Source organism: Pseudomonas sp. CBC3, assembly GCF_037967085.1.
GTDB lineage: Bacteria > Pseudomonadota > Gammaproteobacteria > Pseudomonadales > Pseudomonadaceae > Stutzerimonas.
Genome location: NZ_JBANEO010000002.1, coordinates 299,996 through 320,655 on the forward strand (window position 1 = coordinate 299,996; position 20,660 = coordinate 320,655).

20 protein-coding genes are annotated in these 20,660 nt (G+C 60.5%); 12 read left to right on the top strand and 8 right to left on the bottom strand.

Annotated features, from left to right (window positions below):
- Positions 1–63: 63 nt before the first annotated feature.
- Complete coding sequence (locus tag V6943_RS08505; RefSeq protein WP_340553211.1) at positions 64–561, bottom strand: cupredoxin domain-containing protein; 498 nt, start codon at positions 559–561, stop codon at positions 64–66.
- A 188-nt stretch (positions 562–749) separates the two neighbouring features.
- Between V6943_RS08505 and V6943_RS08510 the strand changes: the two genes are divergently transcribed.
- Complete coding sequence (locus V6943_RS08510) at positions 750–2,120, top strand: multicopper oxidase family protein (RefSeq protein WP_340553212.1); 1,371 nt, start codon at positions 750–752, stop codon at positions 2,118–2,120.
- 142 nt (positions 2,121–2,262) lie between these two features.
- Entirely contained in the window at positions 2,263–2,778 is a 516-nt protein-coding gene (tadA, locus tag V6943_RS08515) for a tRNA adenosine(34) deaminase TadA (RefSeq protein WP_340553213.1), read from the top strand.
- Positions 2,779–2,787: 9 nt separating this feature from the next.
- Here tadA and V6943_RS08520 read toward each other — a convergent pair whose 3' ends face one another.
- Together V6943_RS08520 and argF are read right to left on the bottom strand one after the other, a co-directional pair.
- On the bottom strand, positions 2,788–3,897 hold the full coding sequence (locus tag V6943_RS08520) for an ABC transporter ATP-binding protein (protein ID WP_340553214.1): 1,110 nt from the start codon (positions 3,895–3,897) through the stop codon (positions 2,788–2,790).
- Positions 3,894–4,814 (bottom strand): ornithine carbamoyltransferase, encoded by a 921-nt coding sequence (gene argF / locus V6943_RS08525; RefSeq protein WP_340553215.1) that lies wholly within the window; start codon positions 4,812–4,814, stop codon positions 3,894–3,896. Before argF ends, V6943_RS08520 begins: the two co-directional genes overlap by 4 nt.
- Positions 4,815–5,086: 272 nt before the next feature.
- Between argF and grxD the strand changes: the two genes are divergently transcribed.
- Positions 5,087–5,413 carry a Grx4 family monothiol glutaredoxin gene (gene grxD / locus V6943_RS08530; RefSeq protein WP_131648064.1) on the top strand — a complete coding sequence of 109 codons (327 nt, stop codon included), beginning with the start codon at positions 5,087–5,089 and terminating at the stop codon, positions 5,411–5,413.
- A gap of 168 nt (positions 5,414–5,581) precedes the next feature.
- Here the strand turns inward: grxD and bfr are convergent, their stop codons facing one another.
- Positions 5,582–6,052 (bottom strand): bacterioferritin, encoded by a 471-nt coding sequence (gene bfr, locus V6943_RS08535; protein ID WP_131648065.1) that lies wholly within the window; start codon positions 6,050–6,052, stop codon positions 5,582–5,584.
- A 197-nt stretch (positions 6,053–6,249) separates the two neighbouring features.
- Positions 6,250–6,468 (bottom strand): bacterioferritin-associated ferredoxin, encoded by a 219-nt coding sequence (locus V6943_RS08540; RefSeq protein WP_340553216.1) that lies wholly within the window; start codon positions 6,466–6,468, stop codon positions 6,250–6,252.
- Positions 6,469–6,681: 213 nt separating this feature from the next.
- On the opposite strand from V6943_RS08540, the gene V6943_RS08545 reads away from it, so the two are divergent.
- From V6943_RS08545 to V6943_RS08585, 9 genes are all read left to right on the top strand, one after another.
- Positions 6,682–7,821, top strand: a complete 1,140-nt coding sequence (locus V6943_RS08545; RefSeq protein WP_340553217.1) for a GGDEF domain-containing protein — start codon at positions 6,682–6,684, stop codon at positions 7,819–7,821.
- A gap of 314 nt (positions 7,822–8,135) precedes the next feature.
- Entirely contained in the window at positions 8,136–8,675 is a 540-nt protein-coding gene (locus V6943_RS08550; RefSeq protein ID WP_340553218.1) for a YaeQ family protein, read from the top strand.
- Between the two features lie 33 nt (positions 8,676–8,708).
- On the top strand, positions 8,709–10,424 hold the full coding sequence (recJ, locus tag V6943_RS08555; RefSeq protein WP_340553219.1) for a single-stranded-DNA-specific exonuclease RecJ: 1,716 nt from the start codon (positions 8,709–8,711) through the stop codon (positions 10,422–10,424).
- A gap of 460 nt (positions 10,425–10,884) precedes the next feature.
- Entirely contained in the window at positions 10,885–11,994 is a 1,110-nt protein-coding gene (locus V6943_RS08560; protein ID WP_340553220.1) for an NADH:flavin oxidoreductase/NADH oxidase, read from the top strand.
- 32 nt (positions 11,995–12,026) lie between these two features.
- Complete coding sequence (locus V6943_RS08565) at positions 12,027–12,773, top strand: DUF533 domain-containing protein (RefSeq protein WP_181101596.1); 747 nt, start codon at positions 12,027–12,029, stop codon at positions 12,771–12,773.
- A 154-nt stretch (positions 12,774–12,927) separates the two neighbouring features.
- A protein-coding gene (gene prfB, locus V6943_RS08570) for a peptide chain release factor 2 (RefSeq protein ID WP_181101594.1) occupies positions 12,928–14,023 on the top strand; the annotation gives its coding sequence in 2 pieces (ribosomal slippage) (positions 12,928–12,999 and positions 13,001–14,023; 1,095 coding nt in all).
- Between the two features lie 192 nt (positions 14,024–14,215).
- Entirely contained in the window at positions 14,216–15,718 is a 1,503-nt protein-coding gene (gene lysS / locus V6943_RS08575) for a lysine--tRNA ligase (protein ID WP_340553221.1), read from the top strand.
- Positions 15,719–15,800: 82 nt separating this feature from the next.
- Positions 15,801–15,995 (top strand): hypothetical protein, encoded by a 195-nt coding sequence (locus tag V6943_RS08580; protein ID WP_340553222.1) that lies wholly within the window; start codon positions 15,801–15,803, stop codon positions 15,993–15,995.
- Positions 15,996–16,005: 10 nt separating this feature from the next.
- The gene (locus tag V6943_RS08585) at positions 16,006–17,301 is read left to right on the top strand and encodes a flavohemoglobin expression-modulating QEGLA motif protein (protein WP_340553223.1); all 1,296 of its coding nucleotides are present in this window, start codon (positions 16,006–16,008) and stop codon (positions 17,299–17,301) included.
- 60 nt (positions 17,302–17,361) lie between these two features.
- Here V6943_RS08585 and V6943_RS08590 read toward each other — a convergent pair whose 3' ends face one another.
- From V6943_RS08590 to dctP, 3 genes are all read right to left on the bottom strand, one after another.
- Positions 17,362–18,672: a TRAP transporter large permease gene (locus V6943_RS08590; RefSeq protein WP_340553224.1), complete on the bottom strand. Its 1,311-nt coding sequence runs from the start codon at positions 18,670–18,672 to the stop codon at positions 17,362–17,364.
- Entirely contained in the window at positions 18,669–19,208 is a 540-nt protein-coding gene (locus V6943_RS08595; RefSeq protein WP_340553225.1) for a TRAP transporter small permease subunit, read from the bottom strand. The genes V6943_RS08590 and V6943_RS08595 overlap by 4 nt, the downstream gene beginning before the upstream one ends.
- A gap of 81 nt (positions 19,209–19,289) precedes the next feature.
- On the bottom strand, positions 19,290–20,327 hold the full coding sequence (gene dctP, locus V6943_RS08600; RefSeq protein WP_340553226.1) for a TRAP transporter substrate-binding protein DctP: 1,038 nt from the start codon (positions 20,325–20,327) through the stop codon (positions 19,290–19,292).
- Positions 20,328–20,660 lie beyond the last annotated feature (333 nt).

Here is a 20,660-nt window from a genome sequence, read left to right on the forward strand (position 1 = left end):
CATTGAGATCACAGCATGAGCTTCGAGAAGCCGGTACGGCAGGGGTGACGGACGACCAGGGTATTACTGAACGCTAATGCTCCCTTTCATCCCCGCCTCGAGGTGGCCGGCAATCAGGCAGGCGAAGTCCAGCGTCGCGGGCTGGCTGAAATGCCACAGCAGGTCGCCCTGCTGACCGGCTTCTAGCGCGACGGCGTTGGGTTCGTCGTGGGGCATGTCCGGCATGGTGCGCATCTGTTCGGCATGCGCCTGCAGTTCGGCGAGCGTGCCGATGACCATCTCATGCGGCAGCTGACCATTGTTTTTTACCCGAAAGCGCACAGTCTCACCGGCCTTGACCGCCAGGTGAGCGGGCTCGAAACGCATCCGGTCATCCATGCTGACATCCACCGTACGGCTGATGCGTGCCGGATCGCCGGCATGCCCGGTCGATGTGTGTTCGGGCCTGTCAGGCGTCGAGTGATCGTGGCCATGAGCATGGCTGCCATTGGCCTGGGATAGGGCAGGCAGGCTGCCGAGCGTGAGAGAAAACAGCAGTCCACTCAAAGATCGGTAACGCATGAAAACGCCTCGTAGGGATGTTGGTAGATCAAGCGCGACAGCATAGCGCCCTGAGGCTCGCAATAAATCCCCAAGCGCTGGACGGGACATCATGTCGCGCCGCAAGCGACGGCCGTATGGAAACTCGGCTCGCGGATTCTGCCGGCAAGTGAGAAAATCTCTCATCTTTTTTGCAGACGTGGCAACTCATGTCCTTCACCCGCAGACAAATCCTTGCCGGCTTGGCCGGTCTCGGCGTGGTCGGCCTCGGTGCCGGTGGTGCCCGCTATTGGCTGGGGCGACCTGCCGAGGTCACCACGCACGATTACGAACTGATCGCTGCGCCGCTGGATGTCGAACTGGTACCTGGCCGCACCACGCCCGCCTGGGCTTACGGCGGGCAGGCGCCGGGCTTTGAGTTGCGCGCACGACAGGGTGATTGGTTGCGAGTGCGCTTCATCAACCAACTGCCGGAGCCGACTACCATCCATTGGCACGGCATCCGTCTGCCTTTGAACATGGATGGGGTGCCCTATGTGTCGCAATTGCCCGTTCTGCCGGGCGAGTCGTTCGATTACCTGTTTCAGGTGCATGATGCAGGCAGCTTTTGGTACCACCCGCACACCACCAGCGCCGAGCAGCTGGGACGCGGGCTGGTTGGGCCGCTGATCGTCGAGGAGCGCGAACCGAGTGGTTTTCGCCATGAGCGCACCTTGAGCCTGAAGAGCTGGCATGTGGACAAGCAGGGCGCCTTCACTGATTTCAGCGTACCGCGCGAGGCCGCCCGCGGCGGCACACCGGGCGTACTCTCGAGCGTCAATGGCGAGCATGCGCCGACGCTTGAACTACCCGCCGGGCAGGTGGTGCGCTTGCGCATTCTCAACCTCGATAACACCCTGACCTATCGACTGAATCTCTCTGGTGGCGAGGCACGTATCTATGCGCTCGATGGCAATCCGATCAAGCCGCGTCCGTTCGGCAAGGATTATTGGCTGGGGCCGGGCATGCGCGTCGACCTGGCTTTGAAGGTGCCGCCTGCGGGCGCGCAACTGTCCCTGCGCAACGGGCCTCTGAGGCTGGCAACACTTGCCTCGGTCAGCACAGGTGAGGCCGAAGAGGAATGGCCCGCTCCGCTTCCGCCCAATCCGATTGCCGAGCCGGATCTACAGCTGGCAGAAACCCTGCGCTTCAACTTCGAATGGGCCGGGACGCTATCCAGCGATGCAGGGCCGGGCGATGCGTTCACGTTCTGGCAGGTCAACGGTCAGGCTTGGGACATCAACGACAAAACGTGCGCAGATCGGCCCATCGCGACGCTGAAAAGGAACGGCCATTACATCCTCGAACTGCGCAACCTCAGCCAGTACCAGCATCCGATCCATCTGCACGGCATGACCTTCAAGGTCATCTCATCCAATCGTAAGAAGATCGAACCCTGGTTCACCGACACCTACCTTTTGGGCAAAAACGAAACCGCCCGCGTCGCGCTGGTAGCCGATAATCCGGGCGTCTGGATGTTCCACTGCCATGTGATCGACCATATGGAGACGGGGCTGATGGCGGCAATCGAGGTGGTATAGGCGCAGGATATAGGCGACAGCCAGGTGCTAAACGTTTGACTGTCATCTGACGCTGGCCGCACGCTGATCAGCCTGAAGCCTGAAGCCTGAAGCCTGAAGCCTGAAGCCTGAAGCCTGAAGCCTGAAGCCTGAAGCCTGAACTATGAAAAAACCACAAATCATCGACCGCTCGCGTGACGAGCAATTCATGCGCGAGGCGCTTGCACTGGCAACTCAGGGCGCGGCTTTGGGCGAGGTGCCGGTAGGCGCGGTGCTGGTGCAGGACGGGCAGGTCATCGGGCGGGGTTTCAACTGTCCGATATCCCGGCACGATCCCAGTGCTCATGCCGAGATGGTGGCGATCCGCGACGCGGCGTTACAGGTACAGAACTATCGTCTGCCAGGCAGTACGCTGTACGTGACGCTGGAGCCCTGCAGCATGTGCGCGGGCCTGATCGTGCATTCGCGCATTCAGCGCGTGGTGTATGGCGCCACGGAGCCCAAGGCTGGCGTCGCGATCAGCCGCGGCCAGTTCTTTTCTCAGGATTTTCTCAACCATCGGGTGCTGGTCGAGGGTGGCGTGATGGCAGAGCAATGCAGTGAAGCACTGAGCGAGTTCTTCCGGATGCGCCGGCTCAAGGCGCGTGGCGGTGACGCCGTGACGTCGCTGGACGGCTAAACGGCACGGTCAAATGCCGCTGCTATATCGACGCACGCCCGCTTCCGGCAGCTTTTCATGAGCCGCGACGCTGCCCTGCGCGGGAAACACCACCAGATGATCGGCAGCGATGCCGATACCGACTTCCTGGCCGGTCGGGTAGTCGGCGTGGCTGGGAAAGATGCCTTCGAGCTGGTTGCCGGTGGGTAATTGCAGACGGTACAGGGTGGAGGCGCCGAGAAAGGTCTTGCCGACGATAAGTGCCTTGAGCGCACTCTGCGGCGAATAGACGATGTCATCCGGACGCAAAAGAACATCCACGGAGCTGCCGGCAGGCATGGTGTAGGCGCGATTGCCGCGTATGACGCCGAGTTCGGTCTGGACCGTTTCCGGGTCGACCAGCTGGCCGCGAATAAAGTAGCCCTGACCGATGAAGCTCGCCACGAACGGCGTCAGCGGCTCGTGATAAAGGTTGTACGGTGTGTCCCACTGTTCCAAGCGCCCATCCTTGAATACCCCGACCTGATCGCTGACGGCGAACGCTTCTTCTTGGTCATGCGTGACGAGTATGGCGCTGGTGCCCCGTGCCTTGAGGATTTCCCGTACCTCATGACTCAGGCGGCGCCGAAGGTCGCCGTCGAGGTTGGAAAAGGGTTCGTCGAGCAGCAACAGCTCCGGCTCGGGTGCGAGTGCGCGGGCCAGGGCGACGCGCTGCTGCTGGCCACCGGACAGTTCGTGCGGGTAGCGCTTGCCGAGCGGTGCCAGATGCACCAGATCGAGCATTTCGCGAACGATACGTGTGTGGTGTGGATGCTTGCGGATGCCGAACGCGATGTTCTCGGCAACGGTCAGGTGCGGGAACAGAGCGTAATCCTGGAACACCATGCCGATCCGGCGTTTTTCCGGCGCTAGCGTGAAGCCTTGTCGCGAGATGACGGCGTCGCCCAGTTGGATCTCGCCTTCGTTGACATGTTCGAAACCGGCGATAGCCCGTAGCGTGGTGGTTTTGCCGCAGCCGGATGGCCCTAGCAGGCAGCCGATGTCACCGCGATTGAGGTGCAGGTTGAGGTTCTGCACGACGCTCTGGCCGCCATAGCCGCAGTCCAAATTGCGAAGGTGCAGAAGCGGTTGAGAACTCATGCGTGGTGATAGGCCGGCTCGACAAGAAATTCAAGCAGCGCCTTTTGGGCGTGCAAGCGATTCTCGGCCTGGCTCCAAGCTACCGAGCGAGGATCGTCGAGCAGGTCGTGGCTGATTTCTTCGCCACGATGGGCGGGTAGGCAGTGCATGAACAGTACATCGTCGGCGGCGACGTCGAGCAAGGCACGGTTGACCTGATAGGGGCGGAAGGTGGCGATACGGGCGGCCACTTCGTCTTCCTGTCCCATCGAAGCCCAGACATCGGTACTGATCAGATGAGCGCCTACGGCGGCCTCACGTGGATCGCGGACCAGCTGGACGCGATCACCGGCCCGTGCCAGTAGCTCGGCTTCAGGCTCGTAGCCTTCCGGGCAGGCGATACGCAGTTGGAAATCGAACTGGATGGCCGCTTCCATATAAGAGTTGCACATATTATTGCCGTCGCCGATCCAGGCTACCGTCTTGCCGGCGATGCTGCCGCGCTGTTCGTGGAAGGTCTGCATATCGGCCAGTAACTGGCAGGGATGCAGATCGTCGGACAGTCCGTTGATGACCGGTACCGATGAGTGAGCGGCGAACTCGGTGAGTGTGGCATGGGCGAAGGTGCGAATCATCACAGCATCGAGCATGCTGGACATGACGATGGCCGAATCGCTGACCGGTTCGCCGCGACCCAGCTGCGTATCGCGCGGTGAAAGAAAGATCGCCTGGCCGCCGAGTTGAATCATTCCGGCCTCGAAGGACAATCGGGTCCGTGTCGAGGCCTTTTCGAAGATCATCCCCAAGACGCGGTTTTTCAGCGGCTCGAACAGAATGCCGCGCTGGCGCAGATCCTTCAGCTCGATGCCGCGACGGACCAGGCCGAGTAGCTCCTGGGGCGTGCAGTCCATCAGTGAGAGAAAGTGTCTTGCGCTCATATCAACTACCTTTATTGCCGCAGTCGAGGCCGGAGAGTTTTCGACGGAAAAGAGAAGGCCTACGACAGGGGTCGCACGGGAAGCGACGAAACGGGAAAGGCGCGATCTTATCCAGAAAGCCTTCGCGGGCGCAAATCAGCCTGGGCGCGCCAGAAATACGGGCTACAAGCGAACGGTCGCAAGCGATTGGGGATAAAAGCCGAGCCCGCGACTCGGCTTTTATGGCGCTGTTCTGTACAATGCGCGCCAACCGTGACTAGCCGAGGTGCCCCATGGATATCATCGAAACCATCAAAGAGCAGATCGAAAAGAACCCGGTGCTGCTATACATGAAAGGCTCGCCCAACGCGCCGCAGTGCGGCTTTTCCGCCCGCGCGACACAGGCCGTTATGGGCTGCGGCGAGAAGTTCGCTTACGTCGACATTCTGCAGAATCCAGAAATTCGCGCCAACTTGCCGAAGTACGCCAACTGGCCGACCTTCCCGCAGCTGTGGGTCGATGGCGAGCTGGTTGGTGGTAGCGACATCATTCTGGAAATGTTCGAGAAAGGTGAGCTGCAGCCGCTGATCAAGCAGGCTGTGGAAAAAGCCGGCGCCTGATCGCGACGCGTTGTCAAAACCCGCCAAACGGCGGGTTTTTTTGTGGCTGCAACTCTGTATTTCGAGGCGCTAGAAGCTTCGGTGTCCGCCACCGGACGCGCTCATCGTGGCTTGCACCAAAAACGAAAACGGGAGCCGATAGCTCCCGTTTTTTCAGCAGAAGGATGGTTACTCGTCCATTTGAGACTGCAGGTAATTTTCCATACCGACCTTGTCGATCAGGCTCAGCTGGGTTTCCAGCCAGTCGATGTGCTCTTCCTCTGACTCAAGGATGTCTTCAAGCAATTCGCGGCTACCGTAGTCTCCGACACTTTCGCAGTAAGCGATGGCGACCTTGAGATCCTGCACGCCGCCCTGTTCCAGCTTGAGGTCGCAATCGAGCATTTCACGGGTATTTTCGCCGATCAGCAGCTTGCCCAGGTCCTGCAGGTTGGGCAGGCCTTCTAGAAAGAGGATGCGCTTGATCAGCTTGTCCGCATGCTTCATCTCGTCGATGGATTCTTCGTACTCGTGCTTGCCGAGCTTGCCCAGACCCCAGTCTTCGTACATGCGGGCATGCAAAAAGTACTGGTTAATAGCGACCAGTTCGTTGCCGAGAATTTTGTTCAGGTGCTGGATGACTAGCTTGTCGCCTTTCATGTCGGTGTCCTGCGTCGAATCATGTGCGTATTGCGCGCAGTCTGGCCACGAAGATAGGTCCTGTCAAACCTAAGTCTTTGAATGTTAAAGGGTAAACCGGAATAAGAATAAGTCTGTTCCGCGACTCGATGGCAACGTCTTGATTTGCAGGCAGAAAAAAGCCGGGCATGTGCCCGGCTCGGGAAAACTATTTTGTATCAGGCGGGTGCGAAGCCGACCGGATAGGCAAGGGGAGCGTTGGCGCTCTGGATATCGCTCAAGGTCTCGCGGACGACCTGCTTGGCGACGCAGGCGCATTTCCCGCATTGAGTCGCTACGCCCGTAGCTTCACGCACTTCACGATAACTGCAGCAACCTTCAAAGATGGCGTCACGGATCTGACCGTCGGTTACACCTTGGCAAAGACAGACGTACATAAAAATACCCGTTGAGCCTGTTTGATGTCGACGATGCTAAACAGAATGAGAATGATTGTCAAAGCATCTCGGCCGAGCGGTTTTTCACCCAAACGGTCAGCTTTCGCCTCCCCGATTGCAGGACATTGGCATGGCGAGTCGCTAAAATTGCGAAGTTCTTCGCGCTTTAGAATCCGGGTCGATCGACTGGGTGGGCGCTAGGCCGGTGCCAGCATGCAGCTAAGCGTCCCAACCCTCATCGTCGCCGACATCTATGTGATGCTGCTGGTGGCGCTTTTGATGTTCCTGGCCTGGCGTAGCGGCCGTCGCGAGCCGACGCTCGGTTATCTCTGCCTGACGCTTTTTCTCGGTGTTGTCTCCACGGCGCTGGGCGCGCTGCGCAACATGGGCATCGACTGGATGCCTATCGTCTTGGGTAACTCGCTGCTGGTGTTGGCGCTGGCCTTCAACTGGACGGCAATGCGCGTGTTCGCCGGTCGCCAGCCGCACTGGCAAGGGATCGTTGCTGCTCCACTGATCTGGGCGGGTCTCTGTCTGTTTCCGGCCTTCTTCGATGCGGATGCGCTGCGGTTGCGGATCGCTACGCTGTCGCTGTTCACCATCATTTATATAGGCCTGGCCATGGCGGAACTGTGGCGTAGCCGGCAGGTGATCCAGGTTTCCCTGCACCCGGCCCTGGTGCTGATGGCGGTGCATATCGCGGTCTATACCTTGCGCATCCCATTCGATCATGGCCGTCCCTTCGAGGCGTCCGGGCAGTTCAACTTCTTCGCTCTAGTGATCTTCGAAACCATGCTCTACGCAGTGGGCATCGCCTTCGTGACCTTGGCTATGGTGCGCGAGCGAGCCGAGTTGGAGTACCGCCAGGCGTCGCTCAGCGATCCGTTGACTGGAGTCGGCAATCGGCGGGCCTTCGTCGAGCATGGCGAGCGGCTGTTGCTGCGTTGTCGTGACTCTGGACAGCAGGTGACGTTGCTGCTCTGCGACCTGGATCAGTTCAAGCGCCTCAATGACACCTTTGGCCACAAGGCCGGCGACCATGCGCTGATCAGCTTTTGTCAGGTGATGAAGTCGCGCATGCGCCGGCAGGATGTCTTCGGACGAATAGGCGGTGAAGAATTCGCCTGCCTGCTGGCGGATGCCGATGCCCGGGTCGCCAGCGACGTGGCCGAGCGCATCCGCAGCGAGTTCGCCAACCTGCCATTCAGTCAGTCCGGCATCCTTAGTGTCAGCATTGGCGTGAGTGATACGGCGCGTGCCGGCTACAGCCTGGACCGCCTAATGGGCGAGGCGGATCGGGCCCTTTATGAGGCCAAGGCAGCGGGGCGTAATTGTGTCCGGGTGGCCGTTTAACAGGCCGCTGAAAAACTGCCTGCGTTGGCAGTACTGCGTTAAAAACAGGCTCGGCAAGCCGCTTGCGGCTAACTCGCTTTAGCGCGGCCCGGAGGGCGAACGAAGTGAGTATTGCTCACCTAGACCACTAGACTCCGCGCCTCTCGCCTGTCTGATTCGCTACGCTCACCCTTCGGGCCAGCCACCGGCTGTTACTCCCGTTGGTCGTTGCGCCTTGTCTTGCCTGCCTCGCCTACGTTTTCAACGGCCTGTTAAGCCAGCAGCCTGCCGCCGCGGTTTGCTAGACTGCGCCCCTTTTTCCAGGTGACGCTCCCATGGCCCTGCAAGCGACTCCCTATAAGGTCGAACTCAATCTGACCGATCTCGATCGCGGCGTTTACGAAAATCTGCGCTTCACCGTGGCGCGTCATCCGTCCGAAACCGAGGAACGCCTGGGTATCCGGCTGATCGCCTATGCACTGTGGTACAGCGAGCAGCTGGCCTTTGGCCGAGGGCTTTCCGATGTGGACGAGCCGGCGCTGTGGGAGAAGAGCTTGGATGGCCGCGTGTTGCACTGGATCGAAGTCGGCCAGCCGGATGCCGAACGCCTGACCTGGTGCTCCCGGCGTGCCGAGCGTGTCAGCCTGGTGGCCTACGGCAACCTACGAGTCTGGCAGGGCAAGGTGGTCGATGCGGCGAAGGGGTTGAAGAACCTGTCCATCGCCGCCATCGAGTCGGACAGCCTCGCCGAGCTGGTCAAGGACCTGCCGCGCAGTATCCAGTGGGGCGTGATGATCAGTGACGGCACGCTGTTCATCACCGACGAGCGCGGCCAGTTCGAAGTTTCCCTGCAATGGCTGCTCGGCGATCGTTGAGTTCCCCTGTCCCTTCGATTTGTTGACCGAAAAATGCGTATAGAACACCGTTCATTGCCTGCGACTCTGCCTGACCTGGGCGACCTGCCTCCGCTACTGACGCGCCTGTACGCGGCGCGCGGCGTTCAGTCGGTGGCCGAACTGGATAAGGGTCTGGCGCGGCTGATTCCCTATGGCCAACTGAAGGGCATCGATGCGGCCGTGTCGCTATTGGCCGAGGCGCTTGAGCAGCGTCAGCGTATTCTGTTCGTCGGCGATTTCGATGCGGACGGCGCCACCGCCAGTACCGTCGGTGTGCTGGGTTTGCGTCAGCTCGGCGCCGCCCATGTGGATTATCTCGTCCCCAATCGCTTCGAATATGGCTACGGCCTGACGCCTGAAATCGTTGCCGTGGCGCTCGAACGTCAGCCCGACCTGCTGGTGACGGTGGACAACGGCATCTCCAGCGTGGACGGCGTGGCTGCGGCCAAGGCGGCAGGGCTCAAGGTGCTGGTGACCGACCATCACCTGCCGGGGCACGAGCTACCGACGGCTGATGCCATCGTCAATCCCAACCAGCCGGAATGCGCGTTCCCCAGCAAGTGCATCGCTGGCGTCGGGGTGATCTTCTACGTGCTGTTGGCTCTACGCGCGGCGCTGCGTGAAAAGGGCTGGTTCAACCGCAATGGTTGGGCCGAGCCGAACCTGGCCGAGCTGCTGGATCTGGTGGCGCTGGGCAGCGTCGCCGACGTGGTCCCTTTGGATGCGAACAACCGCATCCTGGTGCATCAAGGTTTGGCGCGGATTCGCGCGGGGCGGGCGCGCCCCGGCTTGCGTGCGATTCTGGAAGTCGCCGGACGTGACCACAAGCGCATCACTTCAACCGATCTTGGTTTCATCCTCGGCCCACGGCTGAACGCGGCGGGGCGCCTGGACGACATGGCGCTGGGCATCGAATGCCTGCTCTGTGAAGACGAAGCACTGGCGCGCGACATGGCCGTACAGCTCGACCAGCTCAACCAGGATCGCAAGGGCATCGAGCAGGGCATGCAGCGCGAGGCGCTGGCGCAGCTCAAGGATCTGCCGCTCGAGGACATGCCGTTCGGCCTTTGCTTGTTCGAGCCGGATTGGCACCAGGGCGTCATCGGCATCCTCGCTTCGCGTCTGAAGGAGCGCTATCACCGCCCGACGATCGCCTTTGCCGATGCCGGGGAGGGGATTCTGAAAGGATCGGCACGCTCGGTGCCGGGCTTTCATATCCGCGATGCGTTGGATGCAGTCGCTGCGCGCCATCCTGGTCTGATCAGCAAGTTCGGCGGCCATGCGATGGCGGCCGGTCTGTCGTTGCCGCAAGCCAACTTCGACACCTTTGCGGCGGCGTTCGATGCCGAGGTTCGGCGCCAGTTGTGCGAGGACGACCTCACCGGTCGATTGCTGACCGATGGTCAGCTCAGCATCGAAGAATTTCATCTGGAGCTGGCCAAGGCGCTACGCAATGCAGGGCCCTGGGGGCAGCATTTTCCCGAGCCGATGTTCCATGGCGTGTTTCAGCTGGTACAGCAGCGCTTGGTGGGCGAGCGGCACCTGAAAATGGTGCTCAAGAGCGAGTGTGGTTCAGTGATCCTCGATGGCATCGCGTTCAATATCGATCGCGATCTCTGGCCCAACCCCAACGTGCGCTGGGCGGATCTGGCTTACAAGCTGGACGTCAACGAATTTCGCGGGCGCGAAAGCGTGCAGTTGTTGGTCGCGCATATCGCGGCGCGTTGAGTATTGCGTTTTGATGCGTGGGGCATCCGCCGCCTGGGTGTCGTGACGACCTTTTCCCCTCACCCTAGCCCTCTCCCTCAGGGGGAGGGGACTGGTCCGAGTTCGCATGGCCTATAGCGTTGGACCGAACGAGGGCAGTAAGGCAGCCGCATAAATTGCCCTCACGCGAAACGATCGCTCCAGCATAGTCAGGCTAGGCACGCAGCCGCTCGAAACAACACCGATCTAGCCCTCGCCCCACCGGGGGAGAGGCTGGGGCGAGGGAGCGTGGCAACCCACTACGCAGAGCCGACGCCAAACACGCATGCGCTTCTAGCCCGCAGCCACATCCAGTCCACCATCAACCCCGCAACACGCCGTCACCGATTCATTCACCAAGCGCAGCCGTGACCAGGCAAGATCGTCGAAACAGTCTGTACTGAGGGATGTCCAACCCGCATCCAACGCAGTCGAGGTTTCCATGACACAGCTTTTCCAACCACTCACTCTGCGCCAGTTGACGTTGCCCAACCGCATTGCTGTTTCGCCCATGTGCCAGTACTCGGCCAAGGCCGGTATGGCTAACGACTGGCATCTGGTGCATCTGGGCAGCCGCGCGGTAGGCGGTGCGGGCCTGGTCATCATCGAGGCGACCGCCGTTACCGCCGACGGGCGTATTTCTCCAGAAGATCTCGGCATCTGGTCTGACGACCATGTCGAGCCGCTGCGCCGAATCACGCGCTTCCTACATGCTCAAGGCTCGGTTGCCGGGATTCAGTTGGCCCATGCCGGGCGCAAGGCGAGCACCTGGCAGCCTTGGCTTGGGCGGCACGGCAGCGTTCCGATCGCTGCTGGCGGCTGGACGCCGGTCGGCCCGTCCACCATTGCCTTCGATCCGGAGCATGCTGTGCCTACTGCGCTGGACGAGGCGGGGATCAAGGAGGTCATTCAGGCCTTCGTGCGCGCCGCCGAACGCGCGCTGGCGGCGGGCTTCAAGGTCGCCGAAGTGCATGCTGCCCACGGCTATCTGCTGCATCAGTTCCTGTCGCCTTTGTCCAACCAGCGCCAGGATGGCTACGGCGGCTCGTTCGACAACCGCATTCGACTGCTACTGGAAGTGACTCAGGCGGTGAGGGGCGTGTGGCCGGAAGAGTTGCCATTGTTCGTCCGGCTGTCGGCGACCGACTGGGTGCAGGACGGCTGGAACGCCGAAGAAACCGTCGAACTGGCCCGTCGCCTCAAAGCCATAGGCGTGGATCTGATCGACGTGTCTTCTGGCGGCACCGCCGTCAATGCCGAGATTCCAGTTGGGCCCGGTTACCAAACGCAGTTCGCCGAACAGGTCCGGCGCGAGGCGGGTATCGCCACCGGTACCGTCGGGATGATCACCGAGGCGGTCCAGGCCGAACACATTCTGCGCACTGGGCAGGCCGATTTGATCCTGCTGGCCCGCGAGCTGTTACGCGATCCGTATTGGCCGCTGCATGCCGCCGAAGATCTGCGTGATAACTCAGTGCCATGGCCTGCGCAATACGTGCGCGCCGCCCATCGAAATACGCCGATTCGGCAGGTTCCCGATTCGCTCGATTGAATCCGGTTCATTCTTTTTTGCAGGAGACACTCATGAAAACCAGCGGTTTGCTCGATCAGTTGCTTAAGTCCGGTCAGGACCTACTGCAGAAACAGCAGGGGTCGGTTTCGCGGCAATCGAATCCCCCGGGCGGCGGTTCGCTCGGCGGCATCCTCTCGGGAGCGGGTGGTTCCCTCGGTGGGATTCTAGGTGGCGGCGGTGGCGGGCGTGGCGCGATGGCGGCCGGAGCGCTCGGGATGTTGCTGGGAAGCAAGAGTGGGCGCCGCATGGGCGGTAAGGCAGTCACCTATGGCGGCTTGGCCGCACTCGGCATGCTGGCCTACAAGGCCTATGGCAACTGGCAGGCGCAGCAGGCCGGCGCGGCGCGAGCGAGCACTATGCAGGCCGAACCGAAGACGGTCGATCGGCTGCCGCCCGAACAGGTGGAAGAGCACAGTCGAGGCATCCTCCGAGCGCTGGTCGCGGCGGCCAAGGCTGACGGTCATGTCGACGATCAGGAGCGCAAGATGATCGAGGCAGAGTTCGCACAGCTGACCGGCGACCCGGAGCTGCAGCACTGGCTCGAGGCGGAGCTGAACAAGCCGCTGGATCCAGTCGAGGTCGCCGCTGCCGCCACCACTCCGGAGATGGCCTCGGAAATGTATCTGGCCAGTGTGCTGATGGTCGACGAAGAGCACTTCATGGAACGCGCCTACCTGGACGAACTGGCCCGTCAGCTCAAGCTCGACGCAGGGTTGAAAGCCGAACTGGAAAGCCAGGTGCGCGGCGTCTCGGCCTAATGTCGGTCAGGGGGCCTGATCATGGCCCCCGCCATTGGCTTTTCAACCGAGCTTGACATTCATCGTGCCAGCGATCCCGCACGGGCTGTCAGCCGCAGTCTGCTGCGCTATAATCGTCGGCTTTTCAAAACGTCCGCTTGAGAGCTGCCTATCTATGGAAATCAACCCGATCCTCAACAGCATCAAGGACCTGTCCGACCGCACCCAGTCAATTCGGGGGTATCTTTGACTACGATCAAAAGCATGATCGTCTCGTCGAAGTAAACCGCGAACTCGAAGACCCCAACGTCTGGAACAACCCTGAGTACGCCCAGAATCTGGGCCGTGAGCGCGCCACCCTGGCACTGATCGTCGAAACCATCGACGACCTCACAAGCAGTCTGGCCGACTCCCGTGACCTGCTCGACATGGCCGTCGAAGAAGACGACCAAGGTGCGGTAGACGACGTCGCCGCCGAGCTGGATCGTCTGCGCGGCATCCTCGAAGGGCTGGAATTCCGCCGCATGTTCAGCGGCGACATGGACCCCAACAACGCCTACCTCGATATCCAGGCCGGTTCCGGCGGCACCGAGGCTCAGGATTGGGCCAACATGTTGCTGCGCATGTACCTGCGCTGGGCGGACAAGCACGGCTTCGACGCGACCATCATGGAGCTGTCCGAGGGTGAAGTCGCCGGCATCAAGGGCGCTACGCTGCACATCAAGGGCGAATATGCCTTCGGTTGGCTACGCACGGAGATCGGCGTGCACCGCCTGGTGCGCAAGAGCCCGTTCGACTCCGGTAATCGCCGTCACACCTCGTTCACGGCTGTGTTCGTTTCGCCGGAAATCGATGACAACATCGAGATCGAGATCAACCCGGCGGACCTGCGCATCGATACCTACCGTTCATCCGGTGCCGGCGGTCAGCACGTCAACACCACCGACTCGGCAGTGCGCATCACCCACGTGCCGACCAACACCGTGGTCAGCTGCCAGAACGAACGTTCCCAGCACGCCAACAAGGACACCGCCATGAAAATGCTGCGGGCCAAGTTGTACGAGCAGGAGATGCAGAAGCGCAACGCCGCCTCCCAGGCGCTGGAAGACACCAAGTCGGACATCGGCTGGGGCCACCAGATCCGCTCCTACGTGCTCGATGCCTCGCGGATCAAGGACCTGCGTACCGGAATAGAACGCAGCGACTGCGACAAGGTGCTAGACGGGGATATTGACGAGTACCTCGAAGCCAGCCTCAAGCAGGGGCTGTAAAGCTATTGCACTGGGCAAGCGTCGGTGGGCTGAAGCGGAACGCTGCCCGGCCACCCTACGTCACTTTTACGTATCAAGTAGGGTGGGCTTTAGCCCACCAAGATAGGGGCAGGGCCCTGCTGGGCTGAGGCGGAACGCCGCTCAGCATACCTACCCAGGATTCATCCATTCGATTCCAGGCATTTTGAAATCATGAGCGAACAACCGCTGAACCAGCACGCCATCCAAGAGGAAGAAAACAGCCTGATCCTTCAGCGCAAGGAAAAACTGGCCGCCGAGCGCGCCAAGGGCAATGTCTTCCCCAACGACTTCCGTCGCGACAGCTATTGCAACGACTTGCAGCTGAAGTACGCGGATAAGACCAAGGAAGAGCTGGCAGAAGCGGCGATTCAGGTAAAAGTCGCCGGGCGTATCATGCTCAACCGCGGCGCTTTCATGGTGTTGCAGGATATGACCGGTCGCATCCAGGTCTACGTCAATCGCAAGACTCTGCCAGCCGAGACGCTAGAAGCCATTAAACACTGGGACCTGGGCGACATCATTGCCGCCGAGGGCACCCTGGCGCGTTCGGGCAAGGGCGATCTCTACGTCGAAATGACCGACGTGCGCCTGCTGACCAAGTCGCTGCGTCCGCTGCCAGACAAGCACCACGGCCTGACCGACACCGAGCAGCGTTATCGCCAGCGCTACGTCGACCTGATCGTCAACGAGGAAACCCGCCACACCTTCCGTGTGCGCTCTCAGGTGATCGGCCACATCCGCAAGTTCCTCAACGAACGCGACTTCCTCGAAGTCGAGACGCCGATGCTGCAGACCATTCCTGGCGGCGCTGCGGCCAAGCCGTTCGAGACTCATCACAACGCGCTGGACCTGCCGATGTTCCTGCGCATCGCGCCGGAGCTCTACCTCAAGCGTTTGGTGGTGGGCGGCTTCGAGCGCGTGTTCGAGATCAACCGTAACTTCCGTAACGAAGGCGTCTCGACCCGGCACAATCCCGAGTTCACCATGCTTGAGTTCTACCAGGCCTACGCCGACTACGAAGACAACATGGACCTCACCGAAGAGCTGTTCCGCGAGCTGGCGCAGCTGATTCTCGGCAGCACCGATGTGCCGTACGGCGACAAGGTGTTCCACTTTGGCGAGTCCTTTGCGCGGTTGTCGGTGTTCGATTCGATCCTCAAATACAACCCGGACATCAGCGCCGCCGACCTGCAGGACGTCGATACCGCACGCGCCATCGCCAAGAAGGCCGGCGCCAAGGTGTTGGGCTTCGAGGGGCTGGGCAAGCTGCAGGTGATGATTTTCGAGGAACTGGTCGAGCACAAGCTGGAGCAGCCACACTTCATCACTCGCTATCCGTTCGAAGTCTCGCCACTGGCCCGCCGCAGCGACGACGATCCGAGCGTCACCGACCGCTTCGAGCTGTTCATCGGTGGCCGCGAAATCGCCAACGCCTATTCCGAGTTGAACGACGCTGAGGACCAGGCCGAGCGCTTCCATGCGCAGGTACGTGACAAGGACGCCGGCGACGACGAAGCCATGCATTTCGACGCCGACTTCGTCCGCGCGCTGGAATACGGCATGCCGCCGACCGCCGGCGAGGGCATCGGCATTGACCGCCTGGTGATGCTGCTGACCAACTCGCCGTCGATCCGCGACGTGATCCTGTTCCCGCACATGCGTCCCGAGGTCTGACCTCGGCTGTTCCCGCTCGGTGAGATTCGCCGAGCGGGTGCTGTTCCGCTGTATGTATCTGGCGGTCGCACCGGAACCGGAAATGCGCCGCACCGAACGCCAACCCTCCGCATCACCGCAGTTGCCGCATGGCGTCTGCATCTATCGCCACCGGCTCGATGGCTTCAGATCGGTCACCGCCTGCCGACAGCTTTATATCGCCGGCGAGGCTGTTCGCGAACCGGACACGGATCGCGAGGGTCCGCTGATGTATAAGTTGAAGGCTACGGATCACTGACGAGGTACGGATGAATACCCGTAACAATCTCGATGAGTACCAGAGCACCGTTCGTGCGCTGTCCGACCGCATCGTCGAGGCACAAACCCCTGTTCGTGTGCTCGATGCGGTGAAGTGGGACGAGAATGTCCGTCACGGCTTTTTCGCCGCAGGGGGGCGCGAGCTGCCCAAGGTCGATCGCGCCTATTACGAAGGCCGACCACTGGCCTTTGATTCCAGCGCCAAGAAGGAAGAGTTCCAGAACATCGAGCGCGACATCACCCGTCAGCTGGGTCAATTCAACCCGGTCGGGCAGATCATGCGTCGGATGTGCAAGGAGTATCGCATGGTGATCCGCATGCTCGAAGCGCGTGGGACTGCGGATTTCGGGTTGATTTCCCAAGAGCTTTACGGTGCCGCCTCGGACGCCTTTCATGCCGGCGACCCGACCCTGTCCGACCTCGGCTTGATGCTTTCGGACTACCTGAACAACATCGCCGACCGGGGCGATCTCAAGGACGAAGCCAAGACGCTGGACGCGCCGCAGGCGGTAGAGATGCTACAGCGGCGGCTGGACTTGGTGTTCGGCGAAGGCGAGGGCGTGATCCGCGTGTTCGAGTCCGACGGCATCCTCGCCGATGCCGCAGCTGGCGCCGACTACATCAAGATCCGCAGCGATGCGATGTTCAACGAGCGCGACGTGCGTGCGCTGGAGGTGCACGAAGGCCTTGTGCATGTGGGCACCACGCTCAACGGGCAGAACCAGCCGATCTGCACCTTCCTTGCGAAGGGCCCGCCGTCTTCTACCGTGACGCAGGAAGGCCTGGCGATTCTGATGGAAGTCATCGCCTTCGCCTCCTACCCGACGCGTCTGCGTAAGCTGACCAACCGCACCCGCGCCATCCACATGGCCGAGGAGGGCGCGGACTTCCTCGACGTGTTCGCCTTCTTCCGCGACCAGGGCTACGCCGAGGACGAGTGCTACAGCAACGCCAGCCGGGTTTTCCGCGGCTCGCTCCCGAATGGTTTGCCCTTTACCAAGGACCTGTCTTATCTGAAGGGTTTCATCATGATCTACAACTACATTCAGCTTGCGGTGCGCAAAGGTCGGTTGGAGCAGATTCCGCTGTTGTTCTGCGGCAAGACCACGCTGGAGGACATGCGCACCCTGCGCCAGTTGGTGGACGAGGGCATGGTGGTACCGCCCAAGTACCTGCCTCAGCAGTTCCAAGACTTGAACGCGCTGTCGGCCTGGATGTGCTTTTCCAACTTCCTCAACCACCTGAGCCTGGACCGGATCGAAGCGGATTACGCCAACATCATCTGAGCGACGCGCATGAAAAAGCCGGAGCATCTGCTCCGGCTTTTTTTGTTCATCGGCCCTGTATCAGAACAGCGTGTTCGGCAGATAAGTCGCGATCTGGGGAAAAGCCATGATCAGGCCCATGCCAATGATGTTGACGATCACGAAAGGAATCACCGACCAGTAGATGTCTTTCATGGTGATGCCGGGCGGGACGATGCCTTTGAGGTAGAACAGGTTGAACCCGAACGGCGGAGTCATGTAGCCGATTTCCATATTGATCACGAACAGCACGCCAAACCAGATCGGATCGAAGCCGAGCGACGCGATGATCGGTAGGAACACCGGCAGGGTGATCAGCATGATCCCCACCGGATCGAGCAGCATGCCCATGACGAAGACGATGGCCATCATGAAGATGACGATCGCCCAGCGCCCGCCCGGCAGATCCATCATCAAGCCTTCGATCAACGACTGCGCGCCCATGCCCTGATAGGCCGAGCTGAAGGCGTGGGCCGCGAACAGAATCCACGCGATCATACCTGTCAGCTTGAAGGTGCGGATGGCCGCTTCCTGAAGCACTGGCCAGTCGAGCTTGCGATACAGCGCCGCGGAGATCAGCGCACCGAGCACGCCCATCGCTGCCGCCTCGGTCGGTGTGGTCACGCCGCCGATGATCGATCCGAGCACCATTACCACGATCCCGATCGGCAGCAGCACGGCGCGTACGGCACGGAATTTTTCCGGCCAGCTGCCGCGTTCTTCCTTTGGCAAGGCGGGTGCGAGGTGGGGTTGCAGGAATGAACGTACCAGCACGTAGGTTACCGTCAGAGCGACTAGCAGCAGCCCCGGCAGCACGCCGGCAGCGAACATCTTGCCGACCGATTGGCCGCTGATCATGGCGTAGAGGATCATCATGATGCTCGGCGGAATCAAAATGCCCCAGCCGCCGCCGGTGTTGATGCAACCCAACACCATGCGCTTGTCGTAGCCGCGCTCGAGCATTGCCGGCAGTGCAATGGTGCCCATCGCCACCACCGCGGCGCCGCTGATGCCAACCATGGCACCGAACACCGCGCAGATGCCCAGCGTGCCGATCGCCAGCCCGCCGCGCATGCCACCGCACCACAGGTGCATCATGCGGTAGAGGTCGCGCGCCACGCCTGTTCGTTCGAGCAGCATGGCCATGAACACGAACAGCGGAATGGCCACCAAGGTGAAGCTTTCCATGGTGCCCCACATCTGCGAGGCGACCATATAGAAGGCGTCTGCACCCCAGGTGAAGTACAGAAACAGCACCGAGACGCCGCCGAGCACGAAGGCCAGCGGCAGACCGAGCACGAGGAAAAAGACCAGGGTGAGAAAGAACAGCAGCGTCGTGACTTCGATGCTCATTGGGCACCCTCCGCGTGCTTGGTGTCGCTGGCCGGTTCGCGGCCCAGGGCGATGAGGATGTCTTGCAACAGCTTGGCGATGCCCTGCAACAACAGCAGCAATGTACCGAGGGGAATCATGGCCTTGATCGGCCATATCGGCGGGTTCCACGCCGAGTAGGAGGTCTCCATGCCCTGGATCGATTCCCACGCCATGGAACTGCCGAAATACAACAGCGCGGCCATGAACAGGAAGAACATGCTGGAGGTGAAAATGTCGATCCAAGCGCGAATGCGTGGGCCGAACGATGAATACAACAGGTCCACGTTGACGTGATCACGGTGCACCATCACGTAGCCGCCCGATAACACCACATAAGCACCGAAGAGCATCTGCCCCAATTCGTTGGTCCAGGAAGTCGGACTCGTGAATAGATAGCGCATGAACACTTCGAGCAGCAGTAGCGCGAAGATGAGGAAAATCAGGTAGGCCACCCGGCGGCCGATGAATTCGTTGAGCCAGGTGATGCCGTTGATGTAGGCATGGATCAGGCGCATGACGAGCCCCACGAGCAAGGATTAAGCAAATCATTTGCCCGGCGCGGAAGGCCGCGTCGGGCGAATGATCAGACGAGGGGTTTACAGATAACCGAGATCACCGAGAAAAGACTTGAGCATTTGCAGGGCTTCTGCCGCCTTGTCGCTGCGCTTGCCTTCTTCTTCCCAAGACTTCTGTGCCACCTCTCTCAGGCGCTTCTGCACATCGTCAGGCAGCGTGTTGACCTGAACGCCCTGTTCGCTGATCGCTTTTCTCAGGGCGATCTGCTCTTGATACAAATACTCGTTGGTGCGGTACCAGAACTGCTCGTCTAGGACCTGCTTAACCACTTCCTGATCGCGCTCGGACAGCTTGTCCAGCGCCTTCTGGCTGACGATGATCACATCAGTGCCAGCGATGTTGAGGGCGGGCCTGACGTGATGTTTAGCCACCTCGTAGAAGCTCATGCTCGCCGCACCTTGCACCGCGCCCCAGTGGGCGCCGTCGACCACGCCGGTATCAAGGGCCGGATACAGCTCGCCGCCTGGCAGGTAAGTTGTCGAAGCGCCGGCATCGTCGAGGAATTTCTGCAACGCGCCGGAGGAGCGAATCTTCAGTTTGGTGAAATCCTCCCAGCTGTTGATCGGCTTCTTTACCACCATCTCTGTCGGGTAGACCTTGTCGGTCGACCAGTAAACGCCATGCTGAGCCGCTTCTTCACGAAGCATGTCCTCGAAGCCCATGTGCTTATGGAAGTAGGCGGTTTCCCAGACATTCTGGAAGGCGAAGGGCAGGCCCGAGGCGATGCCGGCGAGGCTGATTTTGTCTTGCGCGTAGCCCGGCGAAATGGTGCCCATCTGCAGGATGCCGCGGCTGACCGCGTTGAAGGTCTCCTGCGGCTTGAACAGAGCGCCGGACTCGAACAGCTGCAACTGCAGACGGCCTTCGGTGCGTCTTTCAATTTCATTTTTCAGACGCACTAGGCTGTCTTCGAAAGAGCTACTGGCGCTCGGCCAATGTGATTGAACGCGCCACTTCGTCACGTCTTGCGCCGCAGCCATTTGCGGGAGAGCGATGGCGGCGGCTAACGCCACCAAGCTGGCCGGAAGGAGTTTTCTGAGCAGGGGCATGGATGTCATAACGCGTCCTCTTGTTGTAATTGGCTGACGGCCATTTGTATTGCGCTTATGTCTTTATGTTCCGCAGAGCAAAACTTATTTTTACAAAAGTAATCGGAAAACTAGCATAGCGCACGGCATTTTCAACCGCTGGCAGAACGCTATCCGTGCACTTTTTGTTTCTGATGATCACCGACCCTGTCGGCTATCAAGTCTCATGGCACTTCGATATTGACTTTAGACGCCTGTGGTTGTGACTCATCATAATTTTGCTCAATGGAACTAGATTTCGAATTGACGCGTTGTTTCTGGCATGCCAGCTTCAAAAAGAGACAGGCTGTTGAAAATCAGTCG

Bases quoted from the DNA above. Each gene is read 5' to 3' on its own strand.
- V6943_RS08505 (WP_340553211.1), bottom strand. From the start codon at position 561: ATGCGTTACCGATCTTTGAGTGGACTGCTGTTTTCTCTCACGCTCGGC.
- V6943_RS08510 (WP_340553212.1), top strand. From the start codon at position 750: ATGTCCTTCACCCGCAGACAAATCCTTGCCGGCTTGGCCGGTCTCGGC.
- tadA (WP_340553213.1), top strand. From the start codon at position 2,263: ATGAAAAAACCACAAATCATCGACCGCTCGCGTGACGAGCAATTCATG.
- V6943_RS08520 (WP_340553214.1), bottom strand. From the start codon at position 3,897: ATGAGTTCTCAACCGCTTCTGCACCTTCGCAATTTGGACTGCGGCTAT.
- argF (WP_340553215.1), bottom strand. From the start codon at position 4,814: ATGAGCGCAAGACACTTTCTCTCACTGATGGACTGCACGCCCCAGGAG.
- grxD (WP_131648064.1), top strand. From the start codon at position 5,087: ATGGATATCATCGAAACCATCAAAGAGCAGATCGAAAAGAACCCGGTG.
- bfr (WP_131648065.1), bottom strand. From the start codon at position 6,052: ATGAAAGGCGACAAGCTAGTCATCCAGCACCTGAACAAAATTCTCGGC.
- V6943_RS08540 (WP_340553216.1), bottom strand. From the start codon at position 6,468: ATGTACGTCTGTCTTTGCCAAGGTGTAACCGACGGTCAGATCCGTGAC.
- V6943_RS08545 (WP_340553217.1), top strand. From the start codon at position 6,682: ATGCAGCTAAGCGTCCCAACCCTCATCGTCGCCGACATCTATGTGATG.
- V6943_RS08550 (WP_340553218.1), top strand. From the start codon at position 8,136: ATGGCCCTGCAAGCGACTCCCTATAAGGTCGAACTCAATCTGACCGAT.
- recJ (WP_340553219.1), top strand. From the start codon at position 8,709: ATGCGTATAGAACACCGTTCATTGCCTGCGACTCTGCCTGACCTGGGC.
- V6943_RS08560 (WP_340553220.1), top strand. From the start codon at position 10,885: ATGACACAGCTTTTCCAACCACTCACTCTGCGCCAGTTGACGTTGCCC.
- V6943_RS08565 (WP_181101596.1), top strand. From the start codon at position 12,027: ATGAAAACCAGCGGTTTGCTCGATCAGTTGCTTAAGTCCGGTCAGGAC.
- lysS (WP_340553221.1), top strand. From the start codon at position 14,216: ATGAGCGAACAACCGCTGAACCAGCACGCCATCCAAGAGGAAGAAAAC.
- V6943_RS08580 (WP_340553222.1), top strand. From the start codon at position 15,801: ATGCGCCGCACCGAACGCCAACCCTCCGCATCACCGCAGTTGCCGCAT.
- V6943_RS08585 (WP_340553223.1), top strand. From the start codon at position 16,006: ATGAATACCCGTAACAATCTCGATGAGTACCAGAGCACCGTTCGTGCG.
- V6943_RS08590 (WP_340553224.1), bottom strand. From the start codon at position 18,672: ATGAGCATCGAAGTCACGACGCTGCTGTTCTTTCTCACCCTGGTCTTT.
- V6943_RS08595 (WP_340553225.1), bottom strand. From the start codon at position 19,208: ATGCGCCTGATCCATGCCTACATCAACGGCATCACCTGGCTCAACGAA.
- dctP (WP_340553226.1), bottom strand. From the start codon at position 20,327: ATGACATCCATGCCCCTGCTCAGAAAACTCCTTCCGGCCAGCTTGGTG.